The sequence below is a fragment of the Ruegeria sp. YTSC199 genome, from assembly GCF_059609725.1.
The window spans coordinates 164,088-184,228 of record NZ_JBXWMF010000003.1; the positions used below are offsets into that span (position 1 = coordinate 164,088).

Sequence of the window (20,141 nt, forward strand, 5' to 3'; positions counted from 1 at the left end):
GACATTGACCCGGACGCAGGTTAGAAAGATGGGATTGCACCTGTGACCATATGAGGATTTCCGATGACCGACTCAAAGCTCAGAACCACCTCGGGCAACGGCCGTATTTATGACAGCGTGCTCGACACGATCGGCAATACGCCCACGATCCGCATTAACAATCTGGGGCCCGAAGGCGTCAATCTGTTCGTGAAGTTCGAGGCCTTCAACCCGGCCGGCTCGGTCAAGGATCGCCTTGCGGTGAACATCATCGAAGCTGCCGAGCGCAGTGGGGCCCTGAAACCCGGGCAAACCGTGGTTGAGGCGACCAGCGGCAATACCGGTATCGGTCTGGCCATGGTGTGCGCGCAGAAGGGATATCCTTTGGTGGTGACGATGGCCGAGAGCTTTTCCACTGAACGCCGTCAGTTGATGCGGATGATGGGAGCCAAGGTCGTCCTGACCCCAAAAGAGGAAAAAGGCTTTGGCATGTACCGCAAGGCTGCCGAGTTGGCCGAAAAGCACGGCTGGTTTCTGGCGCGGCAGTTTGAAACACAGGCCAATGCCGAAATCCACGCCGCAACGACTGCGCGGGAAATCCTGGGTGATTTCAATGGCGAACCGCTGGATTACTTCGTGACCGGCTATGGAACCGGCGGCACGGTCACGGGTGTCTCGCGCGTTCTGCGCGCCGAGTGGCCCGATACGAAAATCATCCTGTCTGAGCCTGCCAACGCGCAGCTGGTAGGCAGCGGCATTGCGACCGAGCGGGGCAAGGACAATGATCCTGTTTCCAGCCACCCGGCGTTCGAACCGCATGTGATTCAGGGCTGGACGCCGGACTTCATACCGTCGGTCCTGCAGGAATCCATCGACAACAATTACTTCGACCAACTGATCCCGGTGCCCGGGCCAAAGGGTGTCGAATGGGCGCAGAAATTGGCCAGCCAAGAGGGGATTCTGACCGGTATTTCCGGCGGCGCGACCTTCGCCGTGGCCATGGAAATCGCCGAACAAGCCAATCCCGGCGCGTCTGTACTGTGTATGCTGCCTGACACGGGCGAGCGGTACCTGAGCACACCATTGTTCAGCGACATCTCGGTGGGCATGACCGATGAGGAAGCCGAAATCGCGCAATCAACACCGGGCTATAACATCGGCTGACGCCAAGTCGTGTAGGTCCGCCCGGTCGCGTTTCTTGCCTAAAGCCCCCCGTAACTGCAATGATATTGGCAGGTTACGGGGGATGATGCCCGAAGTCGGGCAGGGGAGGTACGCAGATGCACAAAGTTCGACTGTTGTTGCAGACTACGCTCCTGTTGTGCCTGCTTTGCGCTATCCCGTTTGCGGCTCGGGCGCAGAACCAGACATGGGCCGAGGTGAAATCGATCATGGATCGCCGCTGTGTCGTTTGCCACAGTTGCTATGACGCGCCATGTCAGTTGAAACTGACGTCACCGGCGGGGGTTTTGCGCGGGGCCAGCAAAGAGGCCGTATATCACACCGAGCGTTTGGAGGATGCCCAACCCACCCGACTGGGGATCGACGCACAAACTGTTCCGGAATGGAGGGCGCTGGGGTTTCATACTGTCCTTCGCGGGCAGAATCCGGGTTTGCTTGAGCGGTATCTGGAGTTGGGTCGCCAGAACCCCCTGCCGGCTGACGCCACCCTTCCTACGCAACTTGGTCTGGCAATCGACCGCCCTCTGGTCTGCCCCACCTCGGATGAGTTTGACGCGTTCAGCGGGAACCACCCGCTTGCGGGTATGCCCTATGGAACAGCACCGCTAGCAGAAGCCGAGTTTCAGACGCTCATGGGTTGGGCGCGTGGCGGCGCGGCCTTGCCACGCTCCCAACCCGCCATTCCCGACGCGATTCAGGCTCAGATCGCCGATTGGGAAGTGTTCTTGAACAAAAGCGAGCTGCGCAATCAATTGATGAGCCGGTATCTGTATGAGCATCTGTTTCTCGCCCGGCTCCATTTCCAGAGCGATGATCCGCGGCGGTTCTTCCAACTGGTACGCTCGACCACGCCGGCGGGCGATGAGATCGACGTAATAGCAACACGAAGACCGTTCGATGATCCGGGTGCGGCGCCGTTTTACTATCGGTTGCAGCAGGTCACGGAAACGATCGTACACAAGGAACATCTGGTCTATACGCTTGGGCCGGAGCGCATGGCGCGTTTTCGACAGCTGTTTCTCGACACAGATTGGACGTTGGCAGAATTGCCCCCGTTTGGGGACGCAGAGGGCGGCAGCCCGTTCAGCACTTTCATGGAGATGCCAGCGCGCAGCCGTTATCAGTTCTTGCTGGATGACGCGCTGTTCTTTGTCCGCAGCTTCATTCGCGGCCCCGTCTGCCATGGCGAAACCGCCGTTGACGTGATCGAGGACAGGTTCTGGGTCAGCTTCCTTGACCCGGATGCGGATTTGTCGGTCACCGACCCGAGCTATCTGCAGGAAGGCGCCGCCTTTTTGGAATTGCCCGTGTCCGAGGCCGATGCCGGAGTGCTGGGCACATTGCAGGGGTTCTCGCACAAAAATCAGGTCGAGTATCTTGAGTTCCGGGATGCGCGGTACCAGGCCGCTCCGGTTTATCCGACAGGTTTTGACTATGACTCGATCTGGGATGGTGATGGAACCAATCCCAACGCGCTGATCACGGTGTTTCGGCATTTCGATAACGCTTCGGCCATGACCGGGTTTCACGGCGGCATCCCCGAAACCGCTTGGGTCATCGACTTTCCGATCTTTGAGCGCATCTATTATGAGCTCGTGGCGGGATACGATGTGTTCGGGCGAGTTGAACATCAGCTGTCCACGCGGCTTTACATGGATGAATTGCGGATGGAGAGCGAGGATACCTTTCTCGCCTTCATGCCAAGGCGCGTCCGACCTCAGATGCACGAAATTTGGTACCAGGGCGTTCTGGCCGAATTACACACCTACTGGCACCGGCGCCGGGTCGATGACAGTTTTCCAACCGGCGTTTTTTATGAGACAAGTCAGCCGAAACAGGAATTCCTTCTGACTTTGTTGGCGCGCGGCAACGGGTTGTGGCCGGTCATGGACCCGATCAACAGATGCGTTGCAGAAGAGTGCCAACCGGGTCAGCCAGTCGGCGCACTGCGCGATCTGGCCAATCAACCCGGCGATTGGGTGAAATACCTGCCGGACCTGTCGGTTCTGGTGATCGAACAAAGCGACGGAGAGACCGCGCTGTTCAGTCTTGTGCACGACAAGGCGCACTACAACGTGGCCTTTCTGTTCGACGAAAAAGCGCGCCGTGACCCCGAGGCGGATGTTCTGACGATCCTTCCGGGCCTGATCGGAAGCTATCCGAATTTCTACTTTCGCGTCCGACAGGATCAGTTGTCGCGCTTCATCGCCGCGCTAGAGGCCGTGCGGTCGCAAAGCGACTACTTGGCTGTTGTGGCGGAATACGGTGTGCGTCGGACCAGTCCAGATTTTTGGGTGATAAGTGACCATATTCACGATCTTTTCCTGCAAGGAAAACCAATTCAGGCGGGTGTATTCGATCTGAACAGGTACAAGGACCCGAAGCCGGGGGAGGACCCCACTTAGGTGCGGGTTTTCCGAAGGGTAGACACAACACCTTGATCAGCCGCGAGGGACGTTAACTTGTCCGAAATCCCTTGGGCGCTTAAGTTAAATCTATGTGGTCATTTGCAGATATCCGTCCAGCCTATAGCCGCGCCGAGCGTGTGAGCGACGGAGTTGTGCACGTTTTGGGTGTCACTTCGGCGCTTGTTGCAGTTCCACTGCTGATCACGATCACCACTTTTCACCGGTCGGAACCCGAGGCCATTCTGGGGGTCTCGGTCTATGGTGTGACGCTGCTGCTGATGCTGACGTTTTCGGCGCTCTACAATATGATCGAAAGCGACAGGTGGAGCGAACTGCTGCGCCGCCTGGATCACTCGGGCATCTATGTGAAGATCGCCGGGACCTATACACCCTTCCTATTGCTTTCCGGCGGGCAGGGGCCGGGGCTTTTGATTGGCCTGTGGTCGTCGGCAACGCTGGGTTCGGTGCTGAAGTTGATTGACCCGGTTCGGTTTCGCTGGTTCGGGCTTGTCCTTTATCTGATGATGGGCTGGGCTGTAGTCTGGGCCGGGTCTGACCTGTTGAACGAACTGCCATCGGTCGTTGTCTGGCTGATGATATCAGGTGGCGTGGTCTATACCGTCGGCGTTGCCTTTTACCTGCTGGACCAACTTCCTTTTCACAACACCATTTGGCATGTGTTTGTTCTGACCGGCACGGTTTTGTTTTTCATCGCAATCTCGGTCCGAATTCTTCTGGGGCCACATCCTGTTGCCTGATTGGATTTCGGGCTGAGAACCCTTCTGGCACTGATGCTATGGTGAAAACTCGCGGGTGCAGGCAGAAACCCGAACCGCATTGCGATTGAGGCATATCACGGGCCACTCTGCCTCTGCAGCGGGTGTTTTCCACTGTATCAAGCTGCAGGTTTTTCTCCTGCACGCAGGTTATAAATTGAACAATTGGGGGGTAACTCGCCTTGGTGGTAAGTGGCTAAAAAGTCAGGATAAAACCCCGATGTAAAGAGGCGGATAGAACAAGGACGCCCTAAGCTCAAACTTACGCTCAAACTCACTTCGTCGCTTGTTGCTGCGGTTCTGGTCGGCGGTGCTGCTATGGCCGAACAGGCCTATGGCCCGTTTCCGGTCACCGTAAAAGGCTATGAAGGCGACAAGACCAATTCGGTTTCGTATTCCGGTCAGGCCGCGCGCCACGTGCTGCATAACAGCCTGAAAAAAGCGGCAGGCAAAGGCGATGGCGGCAACAATGCGGCCGAGGTCGAGGCGTTGATGAAGGCCAATTTCGAAGGGTCCGAAGAGGATCTGGAAATCATCGCGCCTGCGTCGAAAGACGGCTTTCTGATCAAGCAGTCAACTGTGAACGAAATCTCCAAAGGCAAAAACATCTCGGGCAAGCTCTACAATGGCGCAATGCCCCCATGGCCGGGCAACCTATCGGGCGTCGACGTTGCGTTGCAGATGATCAAGATGGCGGCGGCGTCCGAGCAGGTCTATGACCCGGTAAACGGAATGGGCTGGAGTCAGCTGATCCCAAATTCACACTGGGCGCCATGGTGTGTAATCAGGCGGTCGACAATTATCTGGACGAGAAGCTGGACGCCAACAACAAGCCTTACAAACAAGGCGCGCATTTCACTGGCAAAGAGCATGTCTGGGATTAGGCGCTCGGTTACTTCGGCACGGTTGCGCTTTCGTCGACACTCTCGCTTGAGCAGAACTATGCCGATATTATCGAAACCAACTGGGAGCAAACGCGTCGGCAGAAAACGACTAAAGATTATCTGACCCCTCCCGGCGGTCCTTGGGTCGCCGGGTTTTCAGCAGAAAGACACCCCTTGGAAATTCTCGATCAAATAGGCGCGGTCATTGCTGATTTTTTCAACCCCAAGAAGCGCATCTTCGTTGGGTATCTGTTTCTTACAGTCTTGATCGCATTGTATGGCTAGGGGCGGTGCGCCGGCCTTCGATCCGGGCAGCCCAAAGCGAGGTGTTCGACCGCAAGATCCTGTTCTCGCCGTTGGCCAAGGCGGATTACTAGATATTTGTGATCAACCGCGTCTCCACCTTGTTTACTTCGCCATTGCTGGTGTCATAGCTGGCGATTGCGACAGTGCTGTACTACGCGCTGCATGACGTGAATTTCCTGCAACGTGGACTGTTTGCCGACGCGCCAAAGGGTGTGATCGTGGCGCTTTTCATCGTGACGGTTTTTTGTTGTCGACGACTTTACAAAATTCCTTCTTCATCGCTGGCCGGTGTTGTGGGCCATCCACAAGGTGCACCATTCAGCCGGAACGATGACGCCGATAACGGTCTACCGCACGCGCCCGCTGGAAGGTATCCTGTACGGGATGCGCGGCGCGGCTGCGCAGGGCACCGTTATGGTGACGTTTTTGTTCTTCTTCGGCAACGCGGTCGATCTGTACACGGTGCTGGGCGTTGACGTGATGTCTTTTATATTCCACGTCACCGGTTCGAACCTGCCGCATTCGCCTATCTCGATCCGGTATTGGCTGTTCGGGTCGCTGCTTTTGCCCGAGCGGGATGGCGCGCTGACCTTCGGGCTGAAACCGTCCGAGGCGCATGCCTCTGATCTGATCGATATCTACTTCCGCCCCTCTCGGGATCTCGCAAGTGTATTGCGGCGGAGGGTTGGGAAAATGCGGGCCGGAATGGAAAGCAGGGCGGAACAAGAGCGCGAACCCATAGCCTAAACTTCCTGCAACAACTTTTGTCGCCGGGCGGTTCCGTGCTGACCGGGCAGTTAGCAGTTGAATTTTTCACGTTTATCGATATTAGACAAGGCAGGCATGGAGTTTTGGATAGATTATCGATAAAATGGAAAACACCTCTCCCACATGGACCCGCGAGGCGGCGCAGGCCGTATATGATCTTCCTCTGATGGACCTGCTCTTTCGCGCGCAGACCGTGCATCGCGAGAATTTCGACCCCAACAAAATCCAGACTTCCAAGCTTCTGTCGATCAAGACGGGCGGCTGTGCCGAGGATTGTTCCTATTGTTCGCAATCTGCCCGGAACGGTTCGAAACTGTCGGCTTCGAAGCTGATCGAGGTTCAGCGCGTCCTGTCGGAGGCCCGCAAGGCGAAAGATGGCGGCGCGACCCGGTTCTGCATGGGCGCGGCGTGGCGCGAGCCGAAAGACCGCGACATGGACGCGCTGGTGGCCATGGTCGAAGGGGTCCGCGAGATGGGCATGGAGACCTGCATGACGCTGGGCATGCTGGACGACAATCAGGTGTTTCGCCTGCGCGACGCAGGGCTGGACTATTACAATCACAACATCGACACGTCCGAACGCTATTACCCCGAGGTCATCACCACCCGTACATTTGCTGACCGGATCGACACGATGAATCGCGTGCAGGACGCCGGGATCAAAGTGTGCTCGGGCGGTATTCTGGGAATGGGCGAAGAGATCGGCGACCGCGTCGACATGCTGGTTACCCTGGCCAATATGGGTCCTGCGCCCGAATCCGTTCCGATCAACATGCTTATGCCGCAGGAAGACACTCCGCTGGCTGATGCCAAGCCGATCGACCCGATCGATTTCGTGCGCGTGATCGCTACTGCCCGCATCATGATGCCGAAATCCTATGTGCGCCTGTCCGCTGGCCGCAGCGACATGAGCGACGAGCTGCAGGCCATGTGTTTCCTTGCCGGTGCAAACTCGATCTTTGTCGGGGAAACACTGCTAACCGCAGAAAACCCCGAAGAAGATACTGACGCGGTTCTCTTTGCCAAGCTGGGGCTGCAGGCTGAAACCGTGGCCGGGCAAAGCTGTGCGGAAGCGGCTGAATGAAAGCACTGAGTCGCCTGAACTCGATGCTTGAAACGCTGGACGCCCGACATCGCCGCCGGGCGCTAACACCGAGGCATGGGTTGGACTTCGCCTCGAACGACTACTTGGGTCTGGCGGATTCTCCGCTGTTGCACCGCGCCGCGGAAAAGGCGCTGAAGCGGGGGGTGCCGCTTGGATCAGGTGGGTCGCGGCTGTTGCGCGGCAATCACCCGGAACATGAGGCGCTCGAGGAAGAGGCCGCAGCTTTTTTTGGGGCCGAGGCGGCCTTGTTCATGAGCGGCGGGTTTCAGGCCAACCAGGCGATATTCTCGACCCTGCCTGCGGCAGGGGACCTGGTTCTGTATGACGACCTGGTCCATGCCAGTGCACATGAAGGAATGCGCATGGGTCGGGCCGAAACGCGGTCCTTTGCCCATAATAACGTGGCGGATGCCCGGCGTGTTCTGGCAGGCTGGCTGGCCGCGGGGGGAACGGGGCAGGTCTGGATCGCGGTGGAAAGCGTCTATTCAATGGAAGGCGACGTCGCGCCGCTGCCCGCATTGTCCGATCTGGCTGTCGAACAGGGGGCTGTTCTGGTGGTGGACGAAGCCCATGCCACCGGCGTGTTCGGCTCGAATGGCAAAGGTCTGGCCCATCGTCTGACAGCTGAGGTTCTGACGCTGCATACTTGCGGTAAGGGTCTGGGTGTCGCAGGCGGTCTGATTTGCGGACCGCGCGTGATGATCGACGCGCTGATCAATCGTGCGCGGCCGTTCATCTTTGCGACCGCTCCGTCGCCGTTCAACGCAGCCCTCGTGCGGGCAGTGCTGGATCATCTGGAATCCGACGCCAGCCTGACCTCAGCTGCAACCGCCCGAATGCACCACGCTCATGCCGAGGCGCGTCGCACTGGAGTGCCGCAGGGCGTGCTGAACAGCCAGATCATTCCGGTCATTCTGGGTGATGAGGCGGCAACGATGGAAATGGCGGCAACCCTGCAAGCGCAGGGGTTCGACGTCCGGGGTATCCGCCCGCCGACGGTTCCGCGTGGCACATCGCGGCTTCGGGTCTCGGTCACCGGCAATGTGACAGACACCGACATCAGTGCCCTGTTTGAAACGCTGGCACAGTACCAAAGCGAGGCCGCATGAGTACCGTTATTGTTGTGGGCACAGATACCGGCATCGGCAAAACCGTCTTCGCCGCGGGTCTGACCGCCGCACTTGGCGCGCGCTACTGGAAGCCTGTGCAATCGGGATTGGAAGAGGCAACGGACTCGGAAATCGTCGCTGAGTTGACGGGGACCGAGGTGCTACCCGAGGCCTATCGTCTGAACATGCCCGCCTCGCCGCATTTGTCGGCCGAGGACATGGGTATACAGATTGAACCGGCCTGCCTGACCCTGCCGAATGTGTCCGGCCCACTGGTTGTCGAAGGCGCAGGTGGGCTGATGGTGCCGCTGAACCGTACGGTGTTTTTCCTCGACGTGATCGCGCAATGGCAGGCTCCGGTCGTACTGGTGGCGCGCACCGCTCTGGGTACGATCAACCACACGACGCTTTCACTGATGGCGCTGCGAAGCGCCGGGTGCGATGTGGTGGGCGTGGCATTTGTCGGCGACGCCGAGCCGGATGTGGAACTGACCATCGCGCAGATGGGCAATACCCGGCACCTAGGCCGTTTGCCTTTTATCGACACCCTGTCCAGTGATACGCTGACTGACGCTTTCACTGCCATCGATGTCGACACAATCCGGAGTGCCCTGTGACCCCGCTTGAGTTTGACGCCCGCCACCTTTGGCACCCCTACACCAACGTGCTGAAGCCCGGTCCGATGCACCTGATCACCGGGGCCGAGGGTGTTTGGCTGACCGCCGAGGACGGGACGCAGATGATTGATGCGATGTCCTCGTGGTGGTGCGCGGTGCACGGGCACCGTCATCCGTCCATCGTCGAGGCGATGCAGGCACAACTGGATCAGATGCCGCATGTGATGTTCGGTGGGTTGACCCATTCTCCTGCGATTGAGCTGGGGCGCAGGCTGATCGAACTGTTGCCCGACGGGCTAGACCGTATCTTTTATAGTGATAGCGGCTCGGTGGCCATCGAAGTGGCGCTGAAAATGGCGGTGCAATACCAGATGGCACAGGGCCGCAAGGGCCGCACGCAATTCGCCACCATTCGCGGCGGCTATCACGGCGACACCTGGAAAGCGATGAGTGTCTGCGACCCGGTCAACGGGATGCACGGGTTGTTCTCGGGGGCTTTATCCGTCCAGCATTTCCTGCCTCGCCCACAGATCGCCCTTGGTCAGGACTGGTCCGAGGATGGTGACCTGAATGGTCTGGACGCGCTGGAAGTATTGTTGGAGGCCAAAGCCGATCAGATTGCGGGTCTGATCCTTGAGCCTGTAGTTCAGGGCGCGGGGGGGATGTATTTCTATCACCCGACATGGCTGCAGCGTGCGCACGAGTTGTGCAAAGCCCACGACGTGCTGGTCATCTTCGATGAGATCGCCACCGGCTTTGGTCGGACCGGAGAGTTGTTTGCACTGCACCATGCAGGTGTCGTGCCGGACATTCTGTGCCTGGGCAAGGCGTTGACCGGCGGGCATATCACTCTGGCCGCAACCGCCACGACCGAGACCGTTGCACGGCGGATCGGCGAAAGTGAGGCCGGCGTCATGATGCATGGCCCGACCTACATGGCCAACCCGCTGGCTTGCGCGGCGGCTGTCGCAAGTCTGGAGCAACTATCCATCCGGAATTGGCGGTCCGAAGTTGCCGGTATCGCCGATCAGATGGAACACGAATTGGCCCCTGCGCGCGGGTTGCCCAGTGTTTCAGATGTGCGTGTATTGGGTGCCATCGGCGTCATCGAAATGGAGGACTGGGTTGATCCGTCCGTCGCACACGGGCTGGCGCCGGTAACCGGTGTCTGGTTGCGCCCCTTTGCACGCAACATCTATTGCATGCCGCCCTTTATCATCTCTCCGGACGAGTTGAGCCGTGTGACATCGGCCATGGTGTCTCTGGCGAAGGGCAAGTCATGAAACAGCAATGGTTGTCCCGCTCAGGTACCCATGAGGTGCTGTTGATCTTCGGGGGCTGGGCCCTCGGTTCCGGGCTCTTTCAGGACCTTTCAACCGATGCGGATGTCTTGTTCGTGGACGACTATACCCAGTTGGACAGCCCGCTGAGCGATCTTGCGCAATATGACCAGGTTACCCTGATTGCCTTTTCTTTTGGTGTGGCGTCGGCGGTGCATTGGCTGACGCAGACAGGGCTTCAACCCGATCGATCGATTGCAGTCAGTGGCACTCTGTCCCCGGCCGATACCGAGCACGGCATCGCGCCGGATACGATCCGTGCCACGGCGGATCAGTTGAACACCGCCAGTTTCGCCAAGTTCTGCCGCCGCGCAGGGCTCAAGTTTCCTGCGCCCGAGATTGATATCGACGCCGCGCAAGCCGAGCTTTATGCGGTGATCAAACGCGGCAATGCGCCGGACCACAGGTTTGACCGGATCTGGATACCACAACGGGACCGGATCATCCCGACCTGTGCGCAACAGGCCGCATGGGCCGGGCAGCAGGATGTGGTTCGAACCATTTCCGCGCCACATGTCCCTTTTGCCGCTGGTCAAAGCTGGAAGGAGTGGATCGCATGAACGCCCAGTTGACCGAGCGTGTCCAGCGCAGCTTCAGCCGCAGTTTCCTGACCTACCATGACTCGGCGGGTCAGCAGGCTAAGATCGCGGATCGTCTGGCGCAGGATTTGCGCGAAAGTGGCGCACCGCAGCACTTCCCCTCGGCGTTGGAGTTCGGTTGCGGCACCGGTCACCTGACACAGCGGCTTTGCGAACATTTTGTGTTTGATACGCTCACGGTCAACGACCTCTCGCCCGAGGCCGATGAGACGGCAACCACCTTTGAGGCCGGTTTTTTGTGTGGGGATGCCGAGACCGTCGCATGGCCCGCACTGCCGCATCTGATAGCGTCGGCCTCGATGATCCAGTGGCTTCCCGACCCCGTCCTGTTCCTGCGCCGCGCCGCGATGGCGTTGGCTCCCGGTGGTTGGCTGGCCATTTCGGGGTTTGGCCCGCAGCAATACCGCGAGTTGGTACAGGTCGGGTCGGCGGCGAAAGCGCCGGGTCTGTGCGCACCGGATACTCTGACCGCTGCTGTTGAGGGCATTCTGGATGTTGTCTCTGCCGGGGAAGTGGAACGGCAGATGCAATTTTCTTCGCCGCGAAAAGTATTGGAACACCTGCGCCGGACCGGTGTAAACGGGCGGGCGCAGAAAACCTGGACCAAGTCCAGCCTGATGGCGTTCACCAATGACTATGTCCGGCAGTTCGGGGGTGAGTTCGGCGTTTCGCTGACCTACCACCCAACCTGGATCATTGCGCGCAAGCCCGGCTGAGTCAGCCTAGGCCAATCTTGTCAGGTGGCGCTGCATTACCGAATGGGCCTTGGCCGCGTCGCGATCCTTGATGGCGGCCAGAATGGCCGCATGATCCGGGTCTGCGCGCTGACGCCATTTGGCGGTGTGCAGATTGTTGAAATGCCACGCATACAGCACTTGTAGGTTTCTGATCTCGGCGATCATGCGCGGCATGTTGCAGGCGGCGATGACGGCCATGTGAAAGCGCTGATTGGCGTCCTCCCAGTCATCGGCGGTTGTGGCGCTGTCGCAGTCTTCGTGAACCTGTTCGATCCGCGCGATCTGGTTGGTTGTCAGGTTGGGGACGGAATGCAGCAACGCGACCGGTTCCAGAGCGCGCCGCATCACCCGAAGCTCTTGAATGGCGTTCTGATCCATTGGCGCCACACACATCCCCCGGCGTGGCACGGCAACCGTCAGCCCCTTTGAGGCAAGGTTCAAAAGAGCTTCGCGCACGGTTACCTGGCTGACCCCGAACTCTCGGGCAATCAGGTCCTGCCGCAGCTTTTCACCGGGCTTCAGTGCCCCCTGTACAATCCGCGTCGACAGCTTGTCGGCAATGTCATCCGATTTCTTGATCTGCTGCTCGGACACCTGACCTCCGGTTCGCTGGTATTCCTGAACAGACGCATATCGCCATGCAAAGGGTTGAGCAACAGAGCTGTGCCGGAGCTGGTTTTCGCGTTAACCGGAGTGACCTCACGGCATTTGCGGCTGAGACCCGGCAAGCAGGTTTCACAAACGCAGATCGCGCAGCTAGGGTACGGTGTATGTTCCGCCGCAACAGTCTGAAAAGGGATCACCATGGATTTTGCCCCGTCGCCTCGCGCTGTGGAATTCCACGACCGGCTGAAACGCTTTATGGAGGCGCATATCTATCCGCGCATCCGCGACCACAAGGAAGAGATCGAGGCAGGCATTTTCCCAGTCTCCTTCATGGAGGACCTCAAGGCGCTGGCCCGGGCCGAGGGGCTGTGGAACCTGTTCCTGCCGTCTTTGCGCGACGATGAACCCGGCACGCGGCTGACCAATCTTGAATATGCCCCGCTGGCCGAGTTGATGGGACAGGTGACGTGGTCGTCCGAAGTGTTCAATTGCAGCGCGCCGGACACTGGCAACATGGAAATGCTGCACATGTTTGCCACGCCCGAACAGCGCGAGGAATGGCTGATCCCGTTGCTGAATGGCGAAATCCGCTCGGCCTTTGCGATGACCGAACCGGATGTAGCCAGCTCTGACGCGACCAATATCACCACCTCGATCCGGCGTGAGGGCGAAGAGTATGTCATCAATGGTCGAAAGTGGTTCATCACCAATGCCTGTCATCCGAATACCAGGATGTTCATATTAATGGGCAAGACCGATCCGAATGCAGACCGACACAAACAGCAGAGCATGGTGATCGTGCCCAAGGACACGCCCGGTCTTGAGATCGTGCGCAACCTTACGATCCTGAACATGCACGATCCTGAAGGCCATGCCGAGCTGGTCTTCAAGGATGTGCGCGTACCTGCCAGTAATCTGTTGGGGGAAGAAGGCAGCGGTTTCGCTCTGGCGCAGGCGCGGCTGGGGCCGGGGCGTATCCATCATTGCATGCGCTCGGTTGGCGCGGCCGAGATGGCATTGTCGCTGATGGTCGAGCGCGCGCAGGAGCGCAAAACCTTCGGCAAACAGCTTTCGGAGCAGGGTGTGATCCGGGAATGGATCGCGAAATCGCGGCTTGAGATTGATCAGGCGCGGTTGCTGACCCTGCAGGCGGCGTGGAAAATTGATCAGGTCGGCGCCAAGGCGGCACGGCGTGAGATTTCATTGATCAAGGTGGTGGCGCCCAATGTGCACGCCACCGTGACCGACCGCGCGATGCAGGTCTTTGGCGCCATGGGCATGACGCCGGATACGCCGCTGGCCGATAGTTACACTTGGGCGCGGGCTCTGCGTTATGCGGATGGCCCGGATGAGGTACATCTGCAGGCCATCGCAAAACAAGAGCTGAAAGAGTCGAACTTCGGCATGTCAGCGCAGTGGCTAACACCGCCGAAGCGGTGACCTTTTATTTGCCCTTCCAGACCGGGTCGCGTTTTTCTGCAAAGGCGCGTGCGCCTTCCAGCTGATCCTCGCTGGCGTAAAGAACGTCCACGGTGCGTAGTTGGCGTTTGGTAATGCGGTTCATCGCGTCCTGAAACTTGCTGTCTTCTGCGTCGCGCACGACCTCTTTGATCGCTGCGTAGACCAGCGGCGGGCCCGAGGCCAGCAGGCGGGCCAGTTCCCAGGCGCGGTCCATCAGCTGATCGGCGGCGACGATTTCATTCAGCAGACCCCAGCCCTTGGCCTCCTCGGCATCGAACCAACGGCCGGTCAGCAGCAGCTCCATGGCGACGTGGTAGGGAATGCGCTTGGGCAGCTTGACGCTGGCCGCATCGGCAACGGTACCTGATCGGATTTCCGGCAGGGCGAAGGTAGCGTGTTCTGCGGCCAGGATCATGTCGGCCGAGATCGCAAGTTCCAGTCCGCCTCCGCAGGCGATGCCGTTAACCGCGGCAATCACCGGCTTGTTCAGATCGCGCAATTCCTGCAGGCCGCCAAAGCCACCTACACCATAGTCGCCATCAACCGCGTCACCGCCAGCGGCGGCTTTCAGGTCCCAGCCAGGGCAGAAGAATTTTTCGCCCGCGCCGGTCAGGATGGCCACGCGCAGTTCAGGATCGTCGCGAAATTCGGCAAAGACTTCGCCCATTCTGCGGCTGGTGACCAGATCGATGGCATTGGCTTTGGGCCGGTCCAGCGTCACCTCAAGGATCGCCTCTTCGCGGCGGGTTTTGATCGGGTCCATATCTCAGGCCTTTCTGATGAGGGCATCCACCGCAACGGCCTTGTCGGGCGTGCAGAGGAGCGGGTTAATCTCGACCTCGCCAAGCGTGTCGGCATTTTGCATGACATAGGCCTGAACGGCCTCAATCGCGGTGATGATCGCATCCATATCAGCCGCCGGTTGGCCGCGATAGCCCGCCAGCAGCGGCGCGATCTTCAGCTTGCCAAGGGCGGCACGGATGTCGTCCGGCGAGCTGGGCACCAACAGGGATGCGGTGTCGCGCAGAACCTCGGTCAGGACACCGCCCGCGCCCAGAGTCAGCACGAAGCCATGCGCCGGGTCGCGGACCACACCGACCAGCAGTTCGGCGACGGTTCCGGTGATCATCTCTTCGACGAGGATCTCGTTGGTTCCGATTTCGGCGGCAACATCTGCCACGTCTTCGGCTTTCACACCCAGCCGAACCGCGGAATGTTCGGATTTATGTGCAAGACCTACGCCTTTCACAGCAAATGGAGCCTCCATTTGCTGCGCTGCAGTATTGGCTTCGTCTACACCGCTGACCGTGCGGTTTTGCGGAATGCCCAGCCCGCAATCGGCCAGAGCCCGTTTGGCTTCGCCCTCGGTCAGGGTTCGGTCGGCCTCGGCGGTGCCCGGCAGCCAGACCGGATGATCGGAGGGTGCCGCAATCTGAGCCGCCGCGCGGGTGGCGGCCAGCGCTTCGCGCAGCCCCATCAAGGGCACAACACCACCTACCATAAGCTCTTGCGCGACATCCTCGGGCAGAAGCTCCGGCAATGTCGCGGCAATCGCGAACCGAGCGCCGGTTTCCGCGCGCACTTTCATCGCCGCGCGCGAGGCACAGGCCCAGTCGGTCGGATCGGTGGTTGGATAGTCGATGATCGAGAAGGTCAAATCGATATCGTCGCCTGTCATTCCAGACCAAGCCTTGGTCATCGCTTCTTCATCGCGCCAAATATAGGTGTGATAATCCAAGGGGTTATTCAGCGCGACCATTGGGCCGAGCGCATTACGAAGATGGGCTTTCTTATCCTCGGTCAGGCGTGGGAAAGTCAGGCCGGTGCCCACGGCCATATCCGCGATCAGGCTGGCCTCGCCCCCGGAACAGCTGATCGAAGCGATGTTGCCGCCCGGCAAAGGCCCATAGCAATGCAGCAGTTTCAGCGTTTCCAAGAAATCGGGCAGGGCCGACAGGCGCGGGATGCCCAGACGTTCCAACAAAGCCTGAGCCCCGGCATCGCTGCCGGCCAGTGAAGCGGTGTGTGAAACAGTTGCCGCCTGTGCCTGTTCCGAGGCACCGACCTTGAGCGCCACCAGCGGGATGCCTTTGGTATAGGCTTTGGTGGCAAGCGCTTCCCACTCGCGGATGTCCTTGAAGCCTTCGATATGCAGGCCCACGGCGGTCACCCGCGGATCGTCGATCAGGGCCGAGGCGATCTCGGCCTGGCTGGACTGCGCCATGTTCCCGCAGGTCACCATATAGGCGATCGGTAGCCCACGTTTCTGCATGGTCAGGTTGATCGAGATGTTCGAGCTTTGCGTCAGGATCGCAACGCCCTTTTCCACAGGTTTCGACCCGTGCTGGTCCGGCCACAGAAGCGCGCCGTCCAGCGCATTGATAAAGCCATAGCAGTTCGGCCCCAGAATGGGCATGTCACCTGCGGCGGCGATCAGTTGATCCTGCAGGTCTCCGCTGGTGTCATCCTCGGCTGCCGCCTCGGAGAAGCCCGAGGCAAAGCACACCGCGCCACCGGCGCCCATGCTGGACAGGATGTGCACCGCCTCGATCGTGGCGTGGCGGTTGATGCCGATGAACACCGCGTCTGGAGCTTCGGGCAGGTCTTCGAGGTGCCCATATACCGAATGGCCCGCGATTTCCGCGGCCTTGGGATGCACTGGCCAGATTTGACCCCCATAACCCATGCGTTCCGATTGCAGAATAACCTGTTGGCACCAGGCGCCGCCGCCAATGACAGCAATGGTTTTCGGGCGCAATAGCCGGGTAAGATCTTTGTTCATCGACGATCCTGATCGTGTCGTTGAAAGTGCCCCCGGCGGTGAGAGGGTGAGGACAGGATGAGCGGGTAACCTGCCAGAACCAACTCACAGCCGGGGTGTGGTCTTAAGCGCCGAGAGGACGGAGAAGATCGCGGCTGATGATGTGACGTTGAATCTCGCTGGTGCCATCCCAGATGCGCTCAACGCGGGCATCACGCCAGAAACGCTCGATCGGGAAGTCATCCATCAGGCCCATGCCACCATAGATTTGCAGAGTCGTGTCGGTGACCCGCGCCAGCATTTCCGAGGCATTCAGCTTGGCCGAGGCGATCTCGCGGTTTGATGGCAGGTTCTCGTCCAGACGCCATGCGGCGGACAGGGTCAGCCAGTCGGCGGCGTCGATCTCGGTGATCATGTCTGCGATCTGGAAGCCGATACCCTGGAACTTGCCGATGGGTTGACCGAACTGTTTGCGCTCGGCGGCATAGTTCAGAGCATAGTCAAAGCAACGACGCGCACGACCAACCGAGAAAGCCGCAACCGTCAGGCGGGTCGCGTAGAGCCATTCGTTCATCACGGCAAAGCCGCCATCGACCTTGCCCAGGACCTGTGCGTCGGGCAGGCGGCAATTGTCGAAATACAGGATGTAGTTCTTGTAGCCCTTGTGGCTGACCGAGTTGTAACCTTCCTTGACTTCAAAGCCCGGGGTGCCGCGATCTACCAGAAACGTGGTGATGCGCTTTTTCGGGCCTTTTGGGGTCTCATCTACACCGGTGGCGATGAAAACGATGAAGAAATCCGCGTGTTCCGCGCCCGAGATGAAGTGTTTCGATCCATTGACGACCCAGTCACCACCATCGCGCACGGCCTGGCATTTCATGCCGCGCACGTCCGAACCCGCGTCCGGCTCGGTCATCGCCAGCGCGTCCATTTTCTCGCCACGTACGGCGGGCAGCAGATAGCGTTCACGCTGTTCGTCGTTGCAGGCCATCAGGATATTCTGCGGACGGCCAAAGAAGTGCGTTAACGCCATCGATCCACGGCCCAGTTCACGTTCGACCAGAGTGAAATCGAGATGCGACAGACCGGCACCGCCGACCTCTTCTGGGAAGTTGCAGGCGTAAAAGCCCAGATCGATACACTTCTGCTTGATTTGCTCTCCTAGCTCATGCGGGACCTGACCGGTGCGTTCAACCTCAGCCTCGTGCGGGTAGATTTCGTTTTCGACGAAGCTGCGCACAGTCGAAACGATCATTTCCTGTTCTTCTGACAGACCAAACTGCATGGCGCGTGTTCCTTAGATAGGTGATTGACGCAGGAAACGGCATTGCGCAGTGTCACGACATGCAGAATTGGCCCAGATTTGTGCAGGATTGGAAAAAATTTGACCCGCCAATATAACATTCTGATTTTCGACGGATTCTCGAACCACTGCCTTGCCAACATGGTCGAACCTTTGCGCGCGGCTAACACTCTGTCGCGGCAGAGTCTGTATGCGTGGTGCTTCTGTTCGATTGATGGAGGGCCGGTTGAAAGCTCCAGCGGTCTTGTCGTCACACCGAATGGGGCCCTGAGTGATCAGCGCGGAGATGTTCTGGTAGTCATGCCATCTTATGGTTTTCTCGAGTTGGACACGCGTGACACCATTCGCGCAGTGCTGTCGGCTGCGGGAAAACACAAGCAGCTGGCGGGTTTGGACACCGGCAGCTGGCTGTTGGCCCGGGCCGGGTTACTGAGCGATCACCGGGCGACAATACACTGGGATGAACTGGCCCGGTTCGAAGAGTCATTTCCGTCGGTCAACGCGGTCCAGGAGCGGTATGTCATTGACGGCAATCGGTTGACCTGTTCCGGGGCGATGGCGGCGTTTGATCTGGCCTTGGCCCTTATTCGCCGCGATCACGGGCCACTGCTGTCGATGGAGGTTGCGCATCTGCTGATGAGCCGGCGCGGCGCGGATCACTATGCGCTACCGCTGAAATCCGAAGACACTTTGGTCAACCGGGCTCTGACGGTGATGCAGGCAAACTTGGAAATGCCTCTGCCGATCAAAGAGGTCGCTCGCAAGATCGGATGCTCGCAAAAGCGGATCGAGATGCGGATACAGTCGGAACTGAAAACCACACCACAGGCGCTGTACCGTCGCTTGCGCCTGAACCTTGCGCGTAAACTGGCTGAAGAGACGGAACAGTCCATTGCGGAAATCGCCGGCCGCTGCGGTTATGAGAACGCCAGCGCCATGACCCGGGCGTTCAAGGCGGAATTCGGTCAGACGCCAACCGCGTTCCGTAGCGGCCGTTGAGCCAGGGGCAGGTTGTATTGCATTGCGAGCCCGAGAGCTTTCTGCACAGTGTCAAAGCAAACCCAGGTCGCAGAACGAGACCAAACAAAGGAGACATGAAATGGCGCAATCCCCAGACGTCAACCGTCAGATCGTTTTGAATGAACGCCCCAGCGGCCAGCCGGATGAAAACACGACGCGCATCACCACGACCGAGGTTCCGAGCCCCGGACCGAATGAGATGCTGGTGCGTACTGTGTACCTGTCTCTGGACCCCTACATGCGCGGGCGTATGAACGATGCGAAATCATATGCAGAACCTGTGGCCATTGGCGGCGTCATGACCGCGCAGGTCGTGGGGCAGGTCGTGACTTCGAATTTGGAGGGGTTTGAGACCGGGGATTATGTCCTGTCCGGTAGTGGATGGCAGGACTATGCGATTTCTGACGGGACCGAAGTGATGAACCTTGGCAAATCTCCGCAAAACCCGTCCTGGGCTTTGGGTATCCTCGGGATGCCCGGTTACACCGCGTATGCTGGCCTGTTGAAAATCGGTGAGCCGAAGCCGGGTGAAACCGTGGTGGTTGCAGCTGCTGCGGGTCCGGTCGGGGCGACTGTCGGACAAATCGCAAAGCTCAAAGGATGCCGGGTTGTGGGTGTCGCCGGTGGTGCGAAGAAATGCGCGCATATCGTTGAAAATCTGGGGTTTGACGCCTGTGTCGATCACAAAGCGCCGGATTTCGCCGAGCATTTGAAACAGGCCTGCCCGGATGGAATTGACGTCTATTTCGAAAATGTTGGCGGTAAGGTCTTGTATGCGGTGCTGCCGCTGCTGAATCCCTTTGCGCGGGTCCCGGTCTGCGGTGTCGTTGCCTGGTACAACCTGCCCGGATTGCCCGATGGGCCGGACATGGGTCCGGCAATCATGGGCACGCTGCTGCGCATGAAGGTAAAAATGCAAGGTTTCATCATTTTCGACAGCTTCACACGCGAAGTTTATGAGGAATTCCGGCGTGACATGACCGGTTGGATTGCCGATGGATCGATCCAGTACAAGGAACACATGGTCGATGGCTTGGAAAATGCGCCGGATGCGCTGAACCAACTGCTGAGCGGCGGAAATTTCGGTAAAATGGTGGTCAATGTAGGGGCGTGACAGGGCGTGACATCCACCCCCAGAAATACGTTCACCCGGCGCTAGGCGCCGGGTGAACATTGAAAA

The 20,141-nt window shown here is 59.1% G+C and carries 17 protein-coding genes and 1 pseudogene; 14 read left to right on the forward strand and 4 right to left on the reverse strand.

Annotated elements, in window-relative coordinates; all coding sequences use genetic code 11:
* Nucleotides 1-63: 63 nt before the first annotated feature.
* From AC2FEE_RS03920 to AC2FEE_RS03970, 11 genes and pseudogenes are all read left to right on the forward strand, one after another.
* Nucleotides 64-1,143: a PLP-dependent cysteine synthase family protein gene (locus tag AC2FEE_RS03920; protein ID WP_496863185.1), complete on the forward strand. Its 1,080-nt coding sequence runs from the start codon at nt 64-66 to the stop codon at nt 1,141-1,143.
* A 116-nt stretch (nt 1,144-1,259) separates the two neighbouring features.
* Nucleotides 1,260-3,566: a fatty acid cis/trans isomerase gene (locus AC2FEE_RS03925; RefSeq protein ID WP_496863186.1), complete on the forward strand. Its 2,307-nt coding sequence runs from the start codon at nt 1,260-1,262 to the stop codon at nt 3,564-3,566.
* Nucleotides 3,567-3,658: 92 nt separating this feature from the next.
* Nucleotides 3,659-4,327: a PAQR family membrane homeostasis protein TrhA gene (gene trhA, locus AC2FEE_RS03930; RefSeq protein WP_496863188.1), complete on the forward strand. Its 669-nt coding sequence runs from the start codon at nt 3,659-3,661 to the stop codon at nt 4,325-4,327.
* Nucleotides 4,328-4,663: 336 nt separating this feature from the next.
* Entirely contained in the window at nt 4,664-5,353 is a 690-nt protein-coding gene (locus AC2FEE_RS03935) for a hypothetical protein (RefSeq protein ID WP_496863189.1), read from the forward strand.
* 440 nt (nt 5,354-5,793) lie between these two features.
* Nucleotides 5,794-6,282: pseudogene (locus AC2FEE_RS03940) on the forward strand (sterol desaturase family protein); the annotation flags it as partial.
* Nucleotides 6,283-6,406: 124 nt separating this feature from the next.
* The gene (bioB, locus tag AC2FEE_RS03945) at nt 6,407-7,387 is read left to right on the forward strand and encodes a biotin synthase BioB (protein ID WP_496863191.1); all 981 of its coding nucleotides are present in this window, start codon (nt 6,407-6,409) and stop codon (nt 7,385-7,387) included.
* On the forward strand, nt 7,384-8,517 hold the full coding sequence (locus AC2FEE_RS03950; RefSeq protein WP_496863193.1) for an 8-amino-7-oxononanoate synthase: 1,134 nt from the start codon (nt 7,384-7,386) through the stop codon (nt 8,515-8,517). The genes bioB and AC2FEE_RS03950 overlap by 4 nt, the downstream gene beginning before the upstream one ends.
* The gene (gene bioD / locus AC2FEE_RS03955) at nt 8,514-9,134 is read left to right on the forward strand and encodes a dethiobiotin synthase (protein WP_496863194.1); all 621 of its coding nucleotides are present in this window, start codon (nt 8,514-8,516) and stop codon (nt 9,132-9,134) included. Before AC2FEE_RS03950 ends, bioD begins: the two co-directional genes overlap by 4 nt.
* Nucleotides 9,131-10,417 (forward strand): adenosylmethionine--8-amino-7-oxononanoate transaminase, encoded by a 1,287-nt coding sequence (gene bioA / locus AC2FEE_RS03960; RefSeq protein WP_496863195.1) that lies wholly within the window; start codon nt 9,131-9,133, stop codon nt 10,415-10,417. The genes bioD and bioA overlap by 4 nt, the downstream gene beginning before the upstream one ends.
* On the forward strand, nt 10,414-11,034 hold the full coding sequence (locus AC2FEE_RS03965) for a pimeloyl-ACP methyl esterase BioG family protein (RefSeq protein ID WP_496863196.1): 621 nt from the start codon (nt 10,414-10,416) through the stop codon (nt 11,032-11,034). Before bioA ends, AC2FEE_RS03965 begins: the two co-directional genes overlap by 4 nt.
* Nucleotides 11,031-11,789, forward strand: a complete 759-nt coding sequence (locus AC2FEE_RS03970; protein WP_496863198.1) for a methyltransferase domain-containing protein — start codon at nt 11,031-11,033, stop codon at nt 11,787-11,789. The genes AC2FEE_RS03965 and AC2FEE_RS03970 overlap by 4 nt, the downstream gene beginning before the upstream one ends.
* Before the next feature lie 6 nt (nt 11,790-11,795).
* Here AC2FEE_RS03970 and AC2FEE_RS03975 read toward each other — a convergent pair whose 3' ends face one another.
* Nucleotides 11,796-12,404: a GntR family transcriptional regulator gene (locus tag AC2FEE_RS03975; protein WP_496863199.1), complete on the reverse strand. Its 609-nt coding sequence runs from the start codon at nt 12,402-12,404 to the stop codon at nt 11,796-11,798.
* A 210-nt stretch (nt 12,405-12,614) separates the two neighbouring features.
* On the opposite strand from AC2FEE_RS03975, the gene AC2FEE_RS03980 reads away from it, so the two are divergent.
* Nucleotides 12,615-13,856 (forward strand): acyl-CoA dehydrogenase family protein, encoded by a 1,242-nt coding sequence (locus tag AC2FEE_RS03980; RefSeq protein WP_496863200.1) that lies wholly within the window; start codon nt 12,615-12,617, stop codon nt 13,854-13,856.
* Nucleotides 13,857-13,860: 4 nt separating this feature from the next.
* On the opposite strand, the gene AC2FEE_RS03985 is transcribed toward AC2FEE_RS03980, so the two are convergent.
* From AC2FEE_RS03985 to AC2FEE_RS03995, 3 genes are all read right to left on the reverse strand, one after another.
* Nucleotides 13,861-14,640 carry a carnitinyl-CoA dehydratase gene (locus tag AC2FEE_RS03985; protein WP_496863201.1) on the reverse strand — a complete coding sequence of 260 codons (780 nt, stop codon included), beginning with the start codon at nt 14,638-14,640 and terminating at the stop codon, nt 13,861-13,863.
* A 3-nt stretch (nt 14,641-14,643) separates the two neighbouring features.
* Nucleotides 14,644-16,659 carry an acetate--CoA ligase family protein gene (locus AC2FEE_RS03990; RefSeq protein WP_496863203.1) on the reverse strand — a complete coding sequence of 672 codons (2,016 nt, stop codon included), beginning with the start codon at nt 16,657-16,659 and terminating at the stop codon, nt 14,644-14,646.
* 103 nt (nt 16,660-16,762) lie between these two features.
* Nucleotides 16,763-17,923, reverse strand: coding sequence for an acyl-CoA dehydrogenase family protein (locus AC2FEE_RS03995; protein WP_496863204.1), 1,161 nt, complete (start codon nt 17,921-17,923; stop codon nt 16,763-16,765).
* A gap of 99 nt (nt 17,924-18,022) precedes the next feature.
* Between AC2FEE_RS03995 and AC2FEE_RS04000 the strand changes: the two genes are divergently transcribed.
* Nucleotides 18,023-18,940 carry a GlxA family transcriptional regulator gene (locus AC2FEE_RS04000; RefSeq protein ID WP_496863205.1) on the forward strand — a complete coding sequence of 306 codons (918 nt, stop codon included), beginning with the start codon at nt 18,023-18,025 and terminating at the stop codon, nt 18,938-18,940.
* 100 nt (nt 18,941-19,040) lie between these two features.
* Nucleotides 19,041-20,075, forward strand: coding sequence for an NADPH-dependent curcumin/dihydrocurcumin reductase (gene curA / locus AC2FEE_RS04005; protein WP_496863206.1), 1,035 nt, complete (start codon nt 19,041-19,043; stop codon nt 20,073-20,075).
* Nucleotides 20,076-20,141 lie beyond the last annotated feature (66 nt).

What these genes read in the sequence shown, in the direction of transcription:
- AC2FEE_RS03920 (WP_496863185.1), top strand. Translation starts at nt 64, where the DNA reads ATGACCGACTCAAAGCTCAGAACCACCTCGGGCAACGGCCGTATTTAT.
- AC2FEE_RS03925 (WP_496863186.1), top strand. Translation starts at nt 1,260, where the DNA reads ATGCACAAAGTTCGACTGTTGTTGCAGACTACGCTCCTGTTGTGCCTG.
- trhA (WP_496863188.1), top strand. Translation starts at nt 3,659, where the DNA reads ATGTGGTCATTTGCAGATATCCGTCCAGCCTATAGCCGCGCCGAGCGT.
- AC2FEE_RS03935 (WP_496863189.1), top strand. Translation starts at nt 4,664, where the DNA reads ATGGCCGAACAGGCCTATGGCCCGTTTCCGGTCACCGTAAAAGGCTAT.
- bioB (WP_496863191.1), top strand. Translation starts at nt 6,407, where the DNA reads ATGGAAAACACCTCTCCCACATGGACCCGCGAGGCGGCGCAGGCCGTA.
- AC2FEE_RS03950 (WP_496863193.1), top strand. Translation starts at nt 7,384, where the DNA reads ATGAAAGCACTGAGTCGCCTGAACTCGATGCTTGAAACGCTGGACGCC.
- bioD (WP_496863194.1), top strand. Translation starts at nt 8,514, where the DNA reads ATGAGTACCGTTATTGTTGTGGGCACAGATACCGGCATCGGCAAAACC.
- AC2FEE_RS03965 (WP_496863196.1), top strand. Translation starts at nt 10,414, where the DNA reads ATGAAACAGCAATGGTTGTCCCGCTCAGGTACCCATGAGGTGCTGTTG.
- AC2FEE_RS03970 (WP_496863198.1), top strand. Translation starts at nt 11,031, where the DNA reads ATGAACGCCCAGTTGACCGAGCGTGTCCAGCGCAGCTTCAGCCGCAGT.
- AC2FEE_RS03980 (WP_496863200.1), top strand. Translation starts at nt 12,615, where the DNA reads ATGGATTTTGCCCCGTCGCCTCGCGCTGTGGAATTCCACGACCGGCTG.
- AC2FEE_RS03985 (WP_496863201.1), bottom strand. Translation starts at nt 14,640, where the DNA reads ATGGACCCGATCAAAACCCGCCGCGAAGAGGCGATCCTTGAGGTGACG.
- AC2FEE_RS03990 (WP_496863203.1), bottom strand. Translation starts at nt 16,659, where the DNA reads ATGAACAAAGATCTTACCCGGCTATTGCGCCCGAAAACCATTGCTGTC.
- AC2FEE_RS03995 (WP_496863204.1), bottom strand. Translation starts at nt 17,923, where the DNA reads ATGCAGTTTGGTCTGTCAGAAGAACAGGAAATGATCGTTTCGACTGTG.
- curA (WP_496863206.1), top strand. Translation starts at nt 19,041, where the DNA reads ATGGCGCAATCCCCAGACGTCAACCGTCAGATCGTTTTGAATGAACGC.